At 56.3% G+C, this 13,892-nt stretch carries 13 protein-coding genes; 12 read left to right on the forward strand and 1 reads right to left on the reverse strand.

The features are described from left to right. The 11 genes from T260_RS131450 to T260_RS1000000138275 form a co-directional block, all read left to right on the forward strand. Positions 1-574 (forward strand): acyl-CoA dehydrogenase family protein (locus tag T260_RS131450; protein WP_023633823.1); only part of this gene is annotated, 574 nt, incomplete at its 5' end. A gap of 97 nt (positions 575-671) precedes the next feature. Continuing rightward, positions 672-1,463, forward strand: a complete 792-nt coding sequence (locus T260_RS131445; protein ID WP_023633824.1) for an enoyl-CoA hydratase/isomerase family protein — start codon at positions 672-674, stop codon at positions 1,461-1,463. Between the two features lie 15 nt (positions 1,464-1,478). Continuing rightward, a complete protein-coding gene (locus T260_RS131440; protein ID WP_011232252.1) occupies positions 1,479-2,321 on the forward strand; it encodes an SDR family NAD(P)-dependent oxidoreductase in 843 nt (280 codons plus the stop codon). A gap of 114 nt (positions 2,322-2,435) precedes the next feature. After that, positions 2,436-3,578 (forward strand): thiolase family protein, encoded by a 1,143-nt coding sequence (locus tag T260_RS131435; RefSeq protein ID WP_023633825.1) that lies wholly within the window; start codon positions 2,436-2,438, stop codon positions 3,576-3,578. Between the two features lie 20 nt (positions 3,579-3,598). Then, a complete protein-coding gene (locus T260_RS131430; RefSeq protein ID WP_011232250.1) occupies positions 3,599-5,344 on the forward strand; it encodes an ABC1 kinase family protein in 1,746 nt (581 codons plus the stop codon). Positions 5,345-5,360: 16 nt separating this feature from the next. Then, positions 5,361-5,687 (forward strand): hypothetical protein, encoded by a 327-nt coding sequence (locus T260_RS131425; RefSeq protein ID WP_011232249.1) that lies wholly within the window; start codon positions 5,361-5,363, stop codon positions 5,685-5,687. A gap of 27 nt (positions 5,688-5,714) precedes the next feature. Further along, positions 5,715-6,821 (forward strand): Zn-dependent alcohol dehydrogenase, encoded by a 1,107-nt coding sequence (locus T260_RS131420; RefSeq protein WP_011232248.1) that lies wholly within the window; start codon positions 5,715-5,717, stop codon positions 6,819-6,821. Between the two features lie 172 nt (positions 6,822-6,993). After that, the gene (locus tag T260_RS0120040) at positions 6,994-7,422 is read left to right on the forward strand and encodes a hypothetical protein (protein ID WP_031212582.1); all 429 of its coding nucleotides are present in this window, start codon (positions 6,994-6,996) and stop codon (positions 7,420-7,422) included. Positions 7,423-7,480: 58 nt separating this feature from the next. Further along, positions 7,481-8,971 carry an aldehyde dehydrogenase family protein gene (locus T260_RS131415; RefSeq protein ID WP_031212584.1) on the forward strand — a complete coding sequence of 497 codons (1,491 nt, stop codon included), beginning with the start codon at positions 7,481-7,483 and terminating at the stop codon, positions 8,969-8,971. 47 nt (positions 8,972-9,018) lie between these two features. Further along, positions 9,019-9,933 carry a R2-like ligand-binding oxidase gene (locus T260_RS131410; RefSeq protein WP_023633828.1) on the forward strand — a complete coding sequence of 305 codons (915 nt, stop codon included), beginning with the start codon at positions 9,019-9,021 and terminating at the stop codon, positions 9,931-9,933. Positions 9,934-9,980: 47 nt separating this feature from the next. Continuing rightward, positions 9,981-11,216, forward strand: coding sequence for an AAA family ATPase (locus T260_RS1000000138275; protein ID WP_050582928.1), 1,236 nt, complete (start codon positions 9,981-9,983; stop codon positions 11,214-11,216). Positions 11,217-11,284: 68 nt separating this feature from the next. On the opposite strand, the gene T260_RS131405 is transcribed toward T260_RS1000000138275, so the two are convergent. Beyond that, a complete protein-coding gene (locus tag T260_RS131405; RefSeq protein ID WP_023633830.1) occupies positions 11,285-12,796 on the reverse strand; it encodes a response regulator transcription factor in 1,512 nt (503 codons plus the stop codon). A gap of 322 nt (positions 12,797-13,118) precedes the next feature. Between T260_RS131405 and T260_RS131400 the strand changes: the two genes are divergently transcribed. After that, a complete protein-coding gene (locus tag T260_RS131400; protein ID WP_023633831.1) occupies positions 13,119-13,652 on the forward strand; it encodes a MogA/MoaB family molybdenum cofactor biosynthesis protein in 534 nt (177 codons plus the stop codon). The last annotated feature ends 240 nt before the right edge of the window (positions 13,653-13,892 follow it).

Raw genomic sequence — 13,892 nt, forward strand, 5'->3', positions numbered from 1 at the left:
CGACGCCGGCCCAGAAGAATTGGAAACGATTTTCGGCTTTGTTTTCTGCTTTGTTCCTGATGAAAATTTGCTTGGCGGTGAAGAGTTGTATAGCGCAAATGCGAATAAACCGTCCGGTTTCCAAGTGGCGATGAAAACATTTGACAGCACGAGGCCGATCGTCGCGGCCATGGCCGTCGGCATCGCCCGCGCCGCCTATGAATATACGCTTGACATCGTTCGCAGCGAGTACCCGAAACAAGGACGGTTGTACTATGAAGCAGCCGCCCTGCTTGCCGAGGCGGAGCAAGAGATTGACGCTGCTCGCCTGTTGACGTGGGAAGCGGCGTGGAAAGCCGACATTGGCGAGCCGAATGCGATGGAAGCGGCCGTCTGCAAAGCAGTCGCCGGTAAAATGGCGCTTCATGTCTGCGCTATGTGCCTTGAACTGCTCGGTCCCGTCGGCCTTGGCGGACATTTGGTCGAGAAATTGTACCGCGATGTGAAAGTGTTTGATATTTTTGAAGGCACGCAGCAAATCCAGCGCCTTGTCACAGCAAGACGGTTGTATGCGCCATACGGCGTGCACGTATAGAAGAGCGAGGCGGCGACCCAAACATCTCCGCTCGCGGTGGAGAGCGATGATCATTTGTGAAGTTTGCCGGTTCGATTGAACGAAAGGGGGAATTCCGATGCCTTATGAAACGCTGCGCATAGAGCGGCGAAACAAAGGAGTCGCTTGGGTGATGATCCACAACCCGCCGGCGAACGCCATTAGCGAGCGATTAATGGAAGAATTGGAGAAAGCGGCCGATGAACTTGAAGCCGACAGCAAGGTGCGCGTTGTCGTCATCGCGTCGGCCCATCCGAAAACGTTTCTCGCCGGTGCTGATTTAAAGGACATGATTCAGCGAGGAACCCAGTTTGCCGGCAATGAAGCGGGCATCGCCGAACAAAGCGCCCGCATGCAGCGCTGTTTCGACCGCTTCGCGACGATGCCGAAGCCGGTCATCGCGGCCATCAACGGCTATGCGCTCGGCGGCGGCTGTGAATTGGCCCTGGCGTGCGATTTCCGCATCATGGGCGGCGGCAAAATCGGCCTGACAGAAGTCTCGCTCGGCCTCATTCCCGGCGCGGGCGGCACGCAGCGGTTGACGCGCCTCGTCGGGCGGGCGAAAGCGACGGAACTCATTTTTCTTGCCAGACGGCTTGACCCGCAAGAAGCGCTCGAACTCGGCCTTGTTCATCGCGTCACGCCCCCGGAGCGGTTGGAAGAAGAGGCGTCGGCGTTTGCCGAGCAACTGTCAGAAGGGGCCGTGCGGGCGATGGGGCTCGCCAAGCGGGCCATCTATGCGGCCGAAGGGCTTCCAGAAGACGGATTTGGCATCGAAGCGGCGTCATTTGCGGCAACGTTTAAGACAGGAGAGCCGGCGATTGGGCTGGCGGCGTTTTTCCAAAAGAAACAACCGCAATTTTTACGTTAAACGGAGGGATCACCGATGTCGTCATGGGCGGAACTGCTGAAAGGAAAAGTGGCGGTCGTCACCGGCGCCTCACGCGGCCTCGGGCGCGCGGATGCCTTGGCGCTTGCCGAAGCGGGAGCGGATGTCGTCATTACCGATATTTTGCTCGAATCGGATGAAGAAAGCAAACAGACGGCGCAAAAATATGGGCCGCTCTCACAAGTGATGCAGAGTACAAAAGTGGTGTACGCCGAAAAGACAGCGGAAGACATTCGCGCCATGGGGCGGCGGGCGCTGGCTCTCAAAATGGACGTCACCGACCGCGAGCAAGTGAAAGAAGTGTTTGCCCGCGTCAAGGAAGAGTTTGGTTCCATTGACATTCTCGTCAACAACGCCGGCACGCTCGACCACGTTTCGCAAATCGAAAAGCAAAACGATGAGTTTTGGGAGCGCGATTTGCGGGTGAACCTGACCGGCACGTACAACTGTACAAAAGCGGTATGGCCGTATATGAAAGAGCAAGGATGGGGGCGGATCATCAACATGTCGTCCGTCGCCGGGACGCTTGGCGGCTTTGGCCAAGCGAGCTATTCGGCCACGAAAGGAGCGGTGTTGAGCTTTACGAAAAGCATGGCGCTTGAGGGGGCGCGCTACGGCATCACCGTCAACGCCATCGTGCCGGGCATCATCAATACAGAAGCGTTCCGCATGGGCAATCCGAAAATGAACGAGCGGATGATCCAGCGCACGGCGTTCCGCCGCCCGGGCGAACCGGAAGACGTCGCCAACGCCATCGTGTTCCTTTGTTCCGATAAAGCGAAGTACATCACGGGGATTGGGTTGAATGTTTCAGGCGGCATCGAATTGTTTACGTTCTGATGAATAAGCGGCCCGCTTTGGAATGTGGCGATTTGAACATAGGAAGAGAGGCCTGCGGCGGCTCTAGCCGCGCAGGAAAACGGTTCGATTTTGATACGGAACAGGAGGAGCGGCATGAGGGAAGTGGTGATTGTTGACGCCGTGCGCACGGCGATCGGCAAGAAAAAAGGGGCGCTCTCAAGCGTCCATCCGGTCGATTTGCTTGTTCCGGTGCTGCGGGCGCTTGTCGACCGAAATGGGCTGGATGCCGGCCTGGTGGAAGATGTCATCGTCGGCTGTGTGACGATGACCGGAGAGCAAGGGGGCAACATCGCCCGCCAAGCGGTGCTCGCCGCCGGCTTTCCAGTCGGAGTGCCGGCGTTTTCCTTAAACCGGATGTGCGGCTCGAGCCAACAGGCGATTCATAGCGCGGCGCAGGCGATTTTGGCCGGCGACATCGACATCGCCATCGCCGCCGGGGTCGAAAGCATGACGCGCGTTCCGATGGGAAGCGACATGGGGCGGTTCAGCCGCCAGCTGACAAGTCGGTACAACATCGTGCCGCAAGGGATTTCTGCGGAGATGATCGCGAAAAAATGGGGATTGTCGCGGGAAGAGCTTGATGCGTTTTCCTTGCAAAGCCATGAAAAAGCGGCGGCGGCAACCGACCGCGGGATGTTTGAGCGGGAAATCATTCCGCTTGACGTGCCGGGCGAGGAGGGGACGGTGTCCTTCACCCGCGACGAAGGGATTCGGCGCGACACCTCGCTCGAAAAGTTAGCAGCGTTAACGCCGTCATTCCAGCCGAAAGGCGGCGTCATCACCGCTGGGAATTCCAGCCAAGTCAGTGATGGAGCGGCCGGCGTGCTGCTCATGTCGGCAGAAAAAGCCCGGCAGCTCGGTTTGCGGCCGAGAGCCCGCATCGTCGCCCGCGCGGTCGTCGGCGAAGATCCGATTCTGATGCTCACGGGCGTCATCCCGGCCACGCGCCGCGTGCTCGAAAAAACGGGACTGCGCCTTGAGCAAATCGATGTCATCGAAATCAATGAAGCGTTCGCTTCGGTCGTCAAAGCATGGGAGCGGGAGCTCGAGCCGGATATGGCAAAAGTCAATCCGCGCGGCGGGGCGATCGCCCTCGGACACCCGCTCGGCGCGAGCGGCGCCCGGCTGATGACAACGCTGCTCCATGAGCTTGAGGACATGGACGGGAAATACGGATTGCAAGTGATGTGCATCGGCTTTGGCATGGCGACAGCCACGATCATCGAGCGGCTGTAAGCAGAAAGGAGGAAAGCGGGTTGCACGCATCACTCGAAACGGCCAAGCCAAAACCAGCGCGCGACTTTGCGGCCATTGGCGCTGCCATTGAAGAGGAGCTGGCTGCCATTACGGCGGGAAAACGGCGGCGGAAAATCATCGCTGTGCTTGTCAAAAACGGGCTTGGCATGGTGCTTGGCGACGCCATTGCCCGCAAGCTGCGAGGGAACGAGGGAGACAAACAATATTTGCACCATATCGGCCGGAGGCTGCGCCTAGCGTTTGAGGAGCTCGGCCCGACGTTCATCAAGCTCGGGCAGGTGCTTGTCACAAGGCAAGACTTATTGCCAGAGCCGATTACGCTTGAGCTGGAGAAATTGCTTGACCGGGTGCCGCCCATTGAGTTTGCCAAAATCGAATACATTTTGGAGCGGGAGCTGCCTGACGGCTTGGAGACGTTTGAATGGATTGAGGAGGAGCCGCTCGGCTCGGCGTCGCTCGCTCAAGTGTACAAAGCGAAACTCAAAGACGGGCCGGTTGTCGCGGTCAAAGTCGTGCGCCCGACGGTCGAAAAACTGTTTCAAACCGATATCGCCATCATTAAAAAAATGGCCGCCCGCCTGCAAAAGCGGCTGCCGCCTGAACTGCAGGCCGCCCTTGACCTCGGGGGGCTCGTGCAAGATTATTACAGCAGCGCCATGGATGAGCTGGACATGACGGAAGAAGCAAGAAAAATGCAAGAAATGAAGCAAAAGTACGAAAGGAGGGCTGAACATGTCACGGTTCCGCACGTGTATGAAGCGACGAAAAGCGTCTTGATCATGGAATACATTGACGGCTGGCTCATTAAAGACTTCCCTGTCGATTTTCTCACCTTCGAAGAGCGGATCAACATCATGATCGATCTTGTCCATCATTACGTGCAAACGATGCTCGACGGCCATTATCATGCGGATGCCCACGGTTCCAACATTATGATCGACAAGCGGACGAAAAAGGCGGTCATCATCGACTGGGGGATGACCGGGCGGATGGACAGCGTGATGGCGCAAATTTTGATGCGTGTCATTTTGCACATCCAGCTCAACCAGGCGGAAGACGCCGCCGAAGTGTTTATGGAACTGATGTCGCCCACCATTTACACCGATGTTGTCAAATTGAAAGATGAACTGCGGACGTTGACGTTAAACTATGTGTCCGCCCATCAAGGGAGCAGCCGCTACAACTACGGCCGCCTCGTCCTTGAAGCGACGGCGATCGGGCTCCGCAACTACTGCAAAGTCCCGAACGGCTTGGCGCTTTGGGCGAAAGGATTTTCCGCCACCGAAGGGACGGCGCGCTGGATTTGCCCGGAAATTTCGTACGGCGAAGTCGTTGAGGCGTATGAAATTCCAATTTTAAAAAGCATCCTCGGAAAGCGCTTTAATTTTCGCGCCAACGCGAGTCTTGTCGCTGAAACGGCGGAAATGATCGCCACCTTCCCGCGCCGGTTCAACAAAGTGTTGGAGACGATGGCCGAAAACAAATGGCGCATGACCGTGCAAGTCCAAACCGACCCGGTGACGCGCAATACGCTCAACCAAATCGCCAACCGTTTGGCGCTTTCCCTCATCGCGTTTGCCATCATTATGGCCACCGGGTTTATTGTCGCCAGCATCCCGGGCGGAACGTTTCTCGGCATGGAGAAAACGACGATCGCCAACATCGGGTTGGCCGTTTCTGTCATCTTGGTCGTTTTCCTTGGCTGGCGGCTGTTCCGGACGCGCAAACAGCGGCCGCGATTTTAAAGAGGGAGGAAGGAACATGCGCGAGGAACAAGAAGAGCTGACGATGTCAAAGCGCATCGAAGCGTTTTACCGGCAAAGCGGCGGGCCGGGAAGCCCGACGATCCGGCGGTTGCTCGATAAGCATTTGCTGTATGGGAAAGACCACGGCCTGCCGGGGAAAAAGGAAGAGTTTGAGGATGTCATCCGCGATGTGTTTTTGCAAGACCATTCGACCCGGCCGCTCGTCATCGGCCTTTTCAAGCTGAAAGAAACGCTCAAGCAGGAATGGGACGCCTATTTGGATGCATTGCGGGGCCGCGGCATCCGTGAAGAGGAAGCGGATATGGCCGGCAAGCGGGCGTAATGGGCGGATGGAAAAGGAGGGAACGACATGGCAAAAGCCGCAGTATTGCACCGCTACGGGGAGCCGCTGTCAATCGAAGAACTGGATTTGGCAAGCCCCAAGCGCGGGGAGGTCAAAGTGAAAATGAAAGCGGCGGGCCTTTGCCATAGCGATTGGCATGTGGTTCAAGGGCAATTGCCGCTCCCGCTTCCCATTGTGCTCGGCCACGAAGGAGCGGGCATTGTCGAGGAAGTCGGGGAAGGGGTGACAAGTGTCAAACAAGGCGACCATGTGGTGCTCAATTGGGTGCCGTCATGCGGGACGTGCAGCTATTGCCGCACCGGGCGGCCCGATCTATGCGAGGAGGCGGCTCGGCTGATGGCGACCGGCACGCTGCCGGATGGGACGACGCGCTTTTCGCTGCATGGAAAACCCGTCTATCAATTTTTAACCGCCGGCGCGTTCAGCGAGTACACCATTGTGCCGGAGCAGGCAGCCATCCCGATTCGCCGTGATGTGCCGTTTGAGTTGGCGGCATTGATCAGCTGCAGCGTCATGACCGGGGTGGGCGCCGCCATTCATACAGCGCAAGTGCGCCCGGGCAGCACAGTCGCTGTGATTGGCGCCGGCGGCGTCGGCTTCAACATCATCCAAGGAGCGGCGCTCGCCGGGGCCAAACAAATTATCGCCGTCGACATTGTCGAGGAAAAATTGGCGATGACGAAAACGTTCGGGGCGACGCACACCGTAAACGCCCGCGAGGACGATGCCGTCAGCGCCGTGCTCGACTTGACCGACGGCATCGGCGTCGACTATGCGTTTGAAGCGATCGGCCGCCCGGAGACGATGGCCGACGCATACAACATGACGCGAAAAGCGGGAACGACGGTCATCGTCGGCATCGCCGCGCCGCATGAAGCGGTGGAGATCAACGCCTTTTCGCTGCCGTCCCAATCCAAAGCGTTGACCGGTTCTTGGCTTGGCCAAGGCAATCCGCCGATTGACTACCCGAAGCTGCTTGATTTGTACGCGGCGGGCAAGCTGAAGCTCGAACCGCTCATCAGCGCCGTCTATTCGCTCGATCAAATCAACGACGGATTCGCCGCCTTAAAGAGCGGGCAAAACATTCGCGGCATCATTCGCTTTGAAGAATGAGACGACAAGCCGCCCCGCGTGCGTTTGGGTGAACAAACAAGAGAAGCCGTTGGGCGGTCGGAAAGAGGGCGTTCCATCTGCCCTTGGACGAAAACGGGAAGGCCGGTGTTTGGGCGGGCAAACAAGGGGATCGAAAAAAACGTGGAACGATCGAGACGAGAGGGGGATTGACATGCCGGTGTTTCAAAGCGAGCAGGAAGTATACGACGTTCTCGGCCGCTTTTTTGAACGCGTGGCCGAAACGGAAGAGTCAAAAGAATTGATTGCGGCGACGGAGCTAGGACCTGGATATGACGCGTTTGTCCAATACATTTTCCATAAGCCGGAAGCGAAAATTACGTGGACGCATGAAAACGGGAAATTGAAAATTGTCTGCGGCGAAACAGCGCTGCGCCCGGAGCTCATTTTTGAGCAGACGGCGGATGTCGGGCATAAGTTTTGGCTTGGGAAGCTCGACTTGCAGCAGGCGCTCGCCCGCCAGCAAATCAAAGTGCAAGGCCCGCTTGTGAACGCCTTGAAAGTATTGCCGCAGCTTGACGCCATTTACCCGGCGTACCGCGACTATTTGCAGGAAATCGGGCGGAGCGATTTATTGCCGTAGCTTGGTTTCAAGATCCGATCAATCGGGAACGTGGAGCGATGGAAAGGAGGAGATGACAATGATTTCGGCGCAAACGACGGAAGCCGATTTATGGATTGATGGAGAATGGCGGCCGGCTGCCAGCGGCGAACGGTTTGACGTCATCGACCCGGCGACGGGCGAAGTGACGGCCCGCGTCGCCAACGCTGGCGAGGACGATGTTGACGCGGCGGTCGCCATCGCCGAAGAGGCGTTTTCGGATCGGCGCTGGCTGGCCATTTCCCCGCTTGAGCGCGGACGCATCTTGCGCCGCATCGCTGAACTGATCCGCCAGCATCATTGCGAGCTGGCGCAGCTCATGACGCGGGAAAACGGCATGCCGATCAATCTAGCGTTGTTTATTGAAATTCCGCTCGCCGCCGACTGCTTCGACTTTTTCGCCTCGCTTGTCGTCAAGCCGCAAGGGGAGGTGCTGCCGTTTTCCGTCGCCGGCTCGGCGCCGGATTATATGGCGTGGACGATGAAGGAGCCGATCGGGGTGGCTGGGCTCATCACCCCGTGGAACTTTCCGCTTTTGATGCCGACGTGGAAAATCGCCCCAGCGCTGGCGGCGGGCTGTACGATGGTGGTAAAACCGGCGCCGGAAACGCCGCTGACGGCGTTGAAGCTTGCTGAGATTTGCCATGAGGCCGGCGTGCCGGAAGGCGTCATCAACGTCCTGCCTGGACTCGATGAGGCCGGAAAAGCGCTCGTCCGCCATCCGCGCGTGCCGAAAATCGCCTTTACCGGCGAAACGGAAACCGGGCGCCACATCTTGCAGGCGGCCGCTCCCCACATTAAGCGGGTGACGCTTGAGCTCGGCGGCAAGTCGCCGAACATCATCTTTGCCGATGCCGATCTCGAACAGGCGGCAAAAAGCGCGCTGTTTGGCGTGTTCTACAACTCCGGGCAAGTATGCCAAGCGGGAAGCCGCATTTTAGTGGAACGGCCGGTTTACGAAACGTTTGTCGAGCTGTTGGCCAGCAAAGCGAAAAAGCTGAAAGTCGGGCCCGGCACGGATGCGCGCAGCGACCTTGGCCCCGTCATCAGCCGGGAGCAATACGAGAAAGTATTGCGCTACATTGACATCGGCAAGCAGGAAGGGGCGAAGCTCGTTGCGGGAGGGAGCGCTTTAGATGGGCTTGGCGGCGGCTATTTCATTGAACCGACCGTCTTTGCCGATGTATCGCCATCGATGCGCATCGCCCGTGAAGAAATTTTCGGGCCGGTCGCCGCTGTCATTCCGTTTCAAGATGAAGAGGAAGCCGCCTCCATTGCCAACGATACGATTTACGGCTTGGCGGCGGCGGTTTGGACGAATGACATCAAGCGGGCGCTCCGCTTAGCGCGGCGGGTGAAAAGCGGAACCGTGTGGATCAACACGTACCAAGTGCTGTCGCCGACTGCGCCGTTTGGCGGTTATAAGCAGAGCGGCCTCGGCCGCGAGCTCGGGATGCAGGCGCTTGAAGCGTATTTAGAAACGAAAACGGTCATTTGCGATATGAACGACCGGCCGATGACTTTGTTTTAAGGTCGAAGGTGGTTTCCTAATAGAGCATTTCAAGGAGGGAGATCACGATGGTCCATCACGATGGATTTCAAACGGTGAAAGGAACGATCGATTGGGAGCATCCGATGTACAAATTGTATGAAAAAGCGAAGCGGAACGGGAAATGGAACCCGGCGGACATCGATTTCAGCCAAGACAAAGAAGATTTCGCGCGTTTGACAAGCGAAGAAAAGATCGCGGCGCTGCCGCTCGTTGCCGGCTTTTCCGCCGGCGAGGAGGCCGTGACGCTCGATATTTTGCCGATGACGAACGCCCTCGCGCGCCAAGGGCGGCTCGAAGATGTGATGTTTTTGACGACGTTTATGCATGATGAGGCGAAACATGTCGAGATGTTTTCCCGCTGGCAGCAGGAAGTCGGCATCGGGGCCATGGACTTGTCCGTCTTCCATAACGACCATTATAAACGCATTTTTTACGAAGCGCTGCCGGAGGCGATGAACCGGCTGTACACCGACGACTCGCCGGAAGCGGTCATCCGCGCCGCCACCGTCTACAACATGATCGTCGAAGGGACGCTCGCCGAATCGGGCTATTACACGTTCCGGCAAATTTACAAAAAAGCCGGGCTGTTCCCAGGGTTGCTCCAAGGGATCGATTACTTGAACATGGACGAAGGCCGGCACATTCAGTTCGGCATTTATACGATCCAACGGCTCGTCAATGAAAACGAACGATATTATGAGTTGTTCATCCGCTATATGGACGAATTATGGCCGCATGTCGTCGGCTACGTCGCCTATTTGACCGAGCTCGGAAAGCGCCAGCAGCAGCTCGCCCGCACATATGCGCTCGAGATCGACTACGACATGCTGAACAACTATGTCGTCAAACAGTTCAACATTCGCAAAAAACAAATCAGCCGAGCGAAACGGTATGACAGCGTCGAGGAGCTCGAAAAAACGTTGAGTGAGGCGGAACGCTGAAAACCAGCGCGGGAGCGGCTGTTTCCGCCACCAACAGGGGGATGAAGATGGCTGAACGTTTGAGAAGAATCGTTGCTCTTTCTGTTGTAACCGTTTTGGCTGCCGTTGTTGGCTGGCTTTTGGGCGGCGCTGGCCGGGCGGCGGCAGAAGGACAGGAACCGTCCGGATTTGTCATACATGCAGATAAAGTGGTTGGGACGATCGATTTAGGCGGAATCATTCTCAAAGCGCCGGTCGTTTTAACGGGAGATATGCCCATCGCCTTTATTCAAGCGAAAATATACGGGATGACATTGACGAAACAACAAACGATGGCGGGGCACACTGTGTCGTTTACGTTCCATACCGATCAAGTTGCGCGGACAAAATGGATGAAAATGAGAGTGAAAAAAATGGAAATCGGCGGTCTGTGCATGGATGGCGTGCCGCTTGTCGAGCAATGTTTGAAAGATGTAACGGTAGTCGCGACAGAACTGACGGCGGATGAGCTTGTCATTCCGCAGTTATCCGCTGCTGCGGCGTTCGGAACGGCTTCAGTGGATGAGGGCAGCTCGATGAAATCGAATGGGGGCCAACCGCCAGAGACGTCAACGGAAACCGATCAGCCGGCTGCGCCGTCATCAGGAGAAAAGCCAACCGCGCCATCGGAACCGAGCGCATCGCCGGATGAACCATCTTCCGCTGCGCCCAGTGGGCCGACGAATGGAAGCAGCAATGGGGCGGGGGACGGAAACGATCCGCCATCCGTAAAACCGGCACCTGAGAAAGAAGAGACGCCATCGATCCCAACTGCTCCTGCCGAGCAGCCGTCAACCATCACCCTTCCATCGCTTGACCCGGCGGGCGGGTTGATCGAGGAAGTGAAAGAAGAACAGAAGAAAACAAGCGAGCTGATTGATCAAATCAGCGATGTGGTGCAATCCGGGGTGAGCGGGAAGACGCTCGATGGCATCGAGCAGATGATCCGCAACCAGACGGAGCAGCTGACTGAACAGCTGGCACAAATCGATGCCATCTGGCAGCAGACAAATGAACAGTTGAAAGACATGCAGCAGGAGTTAAAGGAGCATAAGCCGCCGGATGGGACGGGGAGCGGACAACGGCTGCCGACGCAGGAACTGCCTGCGCCGCTTTCCGATGCGGGAGAAGAGAAGGGGATGATCGAACAGGTGTCGGAACGCATTCAACAGTATAAAGCGCAGCTTGAACAGCTTGAGGAAGTGAAACAACAGCTCGAACAACAGAAAAATGAGCTGAAACGCTGGCTGCGGGCGCTGCCATAAAGCGCGGGGACGCGCCGCTGTCAAGAGGCAAAAAAAAAGCGGCGCGCTCTTTTTTCCGCGCCGGCGCTTCAAATAATGCCGTCGCGGATCGCTTTCACAATGGCTTCCGTCCGATTTTTGGCGTTCATTTTTTGCAAAATGGCCGATACATAGTCGCGCACCGTATACTCGCTCAAATGGAGCCGCTTCGCTGCTTCATACGTGGACGCCCCTTCGGCGACGAGCTTCAGCACCTCGATTTCCCGCGGCGACAAGTGCGGCACTGATGGAACGAGCTCCGGACGGCCTCCGTTGAATTTCGCCAGCACTTCGCCGGCGCTTTGGCCGAATTTCATGACCGCGGTGAAAATGTCGCTCGATAACGTGAAAGGTTGCCCGGGGCCTTGATCCAAAATGGCTGCACCGATGAGCCGGTTTTCCGATGGAGCGTAAATCGGAGCGATGACGATCGATTCGAGCTGGAATTGTTCCACATATTTCGCCGGCAACCCTTCCGCTGCATCAGACAAGTAAATGGGCGGAACGTTCGCCATATGATTGCCAAGCAATTGCAGCTGCTGCACGTACTGTTTAATGAGCGGCAAGGCATTAATGTCCTCGCGAATGCTTTTGATTTGATCGATGTCCAGTTTGTATCCGTAAAGTCCGAATCCGCTTTCATTGACACTCGAGTAGGCGAACAGTGCGCATCGTTCAAACGGCAAATAGGAGACAAAACCGGAGGAAATGTATTCCACCGCCTGCTGCAATGATTTCGCACGCATGATCAACCGGTCAAATAAAATGACGGCATCTTTCCAAAGCTGGTCTTGTTTCGTTTGCTCAAGCGCCATTCCCCCGGCGTGAAACAATTCGAACGAATGAAGGAGAAACGGAAGAACTTGGTGATCCGCTTCATCTGTGCAAAATAGGAAAACGCTTTCTTCCCATGGAAGCGGAATGACGCGTTTCTTTCCCCTCGCCTTTGGCATATAGGCAAGCAGCTGTTCACCCAAGGAAAAAATGGTGTCAGCCCCCATCATGTGGACGTCTGTCGGCAGCCACTCTGCTTCTCCGTATAGTTTTTTGACGTAAAAGCGGCCGTCCGCCTTGTCCAGTTCGGCGATCCAATGGATGGGCATTTGTCTCGAGACGGCAAGCTGTTCCAAAAACCGACCGATGTCCGGCTGGTTGTCGACCGTTGGGGAAAAAACGGCCTCATACATTTTGGAAAACAAATATTGAACGGCTTGATGGTCATGAAATGTGCTGCCGGGGATGGCTTGAACGACTTCGTGGACCGCATTTTCGAGCATCGTAAAGACAAACGTCATTTTGTTGGACGGCGAAAAACACGAATGGCTGCGCCATGCTTCACCGATCGTTTTCAGCCATTCGCGCGCCTCGCCATTCGCTTCCGTCATGTGTTTGGAAAGCAGTTCAATGGCCGCTTCAAGTGAATGGGCCGCGATATGCTGCTTTTTCTTCAGTTCGCCTAATTTTTCATTCCAGCGGGCTGCGATCGATTCGCGGTGCCGTCCGATGACCGCCATCCCATCTTGCAAAATGGCCTGTAGCTTTTCACTTAGCGTACGATGCACCGCTTTTCCCTCCTTTTGCCGACTTGTCCGTTATCCATGAGTGGACAATTGCGTTTTTCTTTATGTGTTAATATTATAACAATTCTGTCTATTATATAACAAATAGTTTTATCCGAAAGTGTACAAAAAAGACGGCCGCCCGAAAACGGCCAGGCGCGCCTTCGGGACAGCCGATTGGTTGTCTTGTGGAGTGTAGGCGGAAGACATCGATTTCACGATGGGGTCTTTTCCTTTCGTTTCGCCAGCGAGAAGCAGCCGGCAAGAGTTGGGTAATTTTTGCTATACTATAGCCAACAACAAAATGACAAAAGGAGATGAGGGAATGAGCACAGCTGTCCATAAACAAGAAGCTCCCCAAACCGTCCGCTGCAAAGTCATCACCGTCAGCGACACGAGAACGGAGGAAACCGACCAAAGCGGCCGGCTGATGATCGAGCTGCTCACGGAAGCCGGGCATGAGGTCGTCGGCTATGAGATCGTGAAAGACGAAGCGGACGCCATTCGCGAGGCAGTGCTTGACGGCTGCCGCCGCCTTGATGTTGATGCGGTGCTCACGAACGGCGGCACCGGCATCGCCAAGCGCGACGTGACGATCGAAACGGTCGGTGCGCTGCTTGAGAAAGAACTCGTCGGCTTTGGCGAGCTGTTCCGCTTCCTAAGCTACACCGAAGACATCGGCCCGGCCGCCATGCTGTCGCGCGCCGTCGCCGGCGTGGCGATGGACACCGCCGTCTTTTGCACTCCCGGCTCCACCGGCGCTGTGCGCCTCGCGATGACGAAGCTCATTTTGCCGGAGTTGGGGCATGTGGTGAGAGAGATTCGGAAGGATAGGGAGAAGCAGCGAAAGACGCTTTGACGAAAGGAGAGGATGAGCGGAAATGGGGGGCTGACCTAAAAGGTTGTTTTTTCTTAAACAAAACACAACACATCGTTTCTTCAAGATTGTTTTACGCCTACATATAGTTAAGAAAGGGTGTCCCGATCCTTTTGGGACACCCTCCTCTTTGTTTTTTTGTATATTTTACCAAATGGAAGAAAATTCCGATTCTGTTCACCCCTGATTTGCGCCACCAAGGACAATTGCTTGTCCCTAGCA

Origin of the sequence: Geobacillus thermopakistaniensis (assembly GCF_000498995.1) — a bacterium.
Lineage (GTDB): Bacteria > Bacillota > Bacilli > Bacillales > Anoxybacillaceae > Geobacillus > Geobacillus thermoleovorans.

Excerpts from the sequence above, each read along its gene's own strand:
- T260_RS131410 (WP_023633828.1), top strand. The coding sequence starts at position 9,019 with ATGGTCCATCACGATGGATTTCAAACGGTGAAAGGAACGATCGATTGG.
- T260_RS131445 (WP_023633824.1), top strand. The coding sequence starts at position 672 with ATGCCTTATGAAACGCTGCGCATAGAGCGGCGAAACAAAGGAGTCGCT.
- T260_RS131420 (WP_011232248.1), top strand. The coding sequence starts at position 5,715 with ATGGCAAAAGCCGCAGTATTGCACCGCTACGGGGAGCCGCTGTCAATC.
- T260_RS131415 (WP_031212584.1), top strand. The coding sequence starts at position 7,481 with ATGATTTCGGCGCAAACGACGGAAGCCGATTTATGGATTGATGGAGAA.
- T260_RS131400 (WP_023633831.1), top strand. The coding sequence starts at position 13,119 with ATGAGCACAGCTGTCCATAAACAAGAAGCTCCCCAAACCGTCCGCTGC.
- T260_RS131435 (WP_023633825.1), top strand. The coding sequence starts at position 2,436 with ATGAGGGAAGTGGTGATTGTTGACGCCGTGCGCACGGCGATCGGCAAG.
- T260_RS131440 (WP_011232252.1), top strand. The coding sequence starts at position 1,479 with ATGTCGTCATGGGCGGAACTGCTGAAAGGAAAAGTGGCGGTCGTCACC.
- T260_RS0120040 (WP_031212582.1), top strand. The coding sequence starts at position 6,994 with ATGCCGGTGTTTCAAAGCGAGCAGGAAGTATACGACGTTCTCGGCCGC.
- T260_RS131425 (WP_011232249.1), top strand. The coding sequence starts at position 5,361 with ATGCGCGAGGAACAAGAAGAGCTGACGATGTCAAAGCGCATCGAAGCG.
- T260_RS1000000138275 (WP_050582928.1), top strand. The coding sequence starts at position 9,981 with ATGGCTGAACGTTTGAGAAGAATCGTTGCTCTTTCTGTTGTAACCGTT.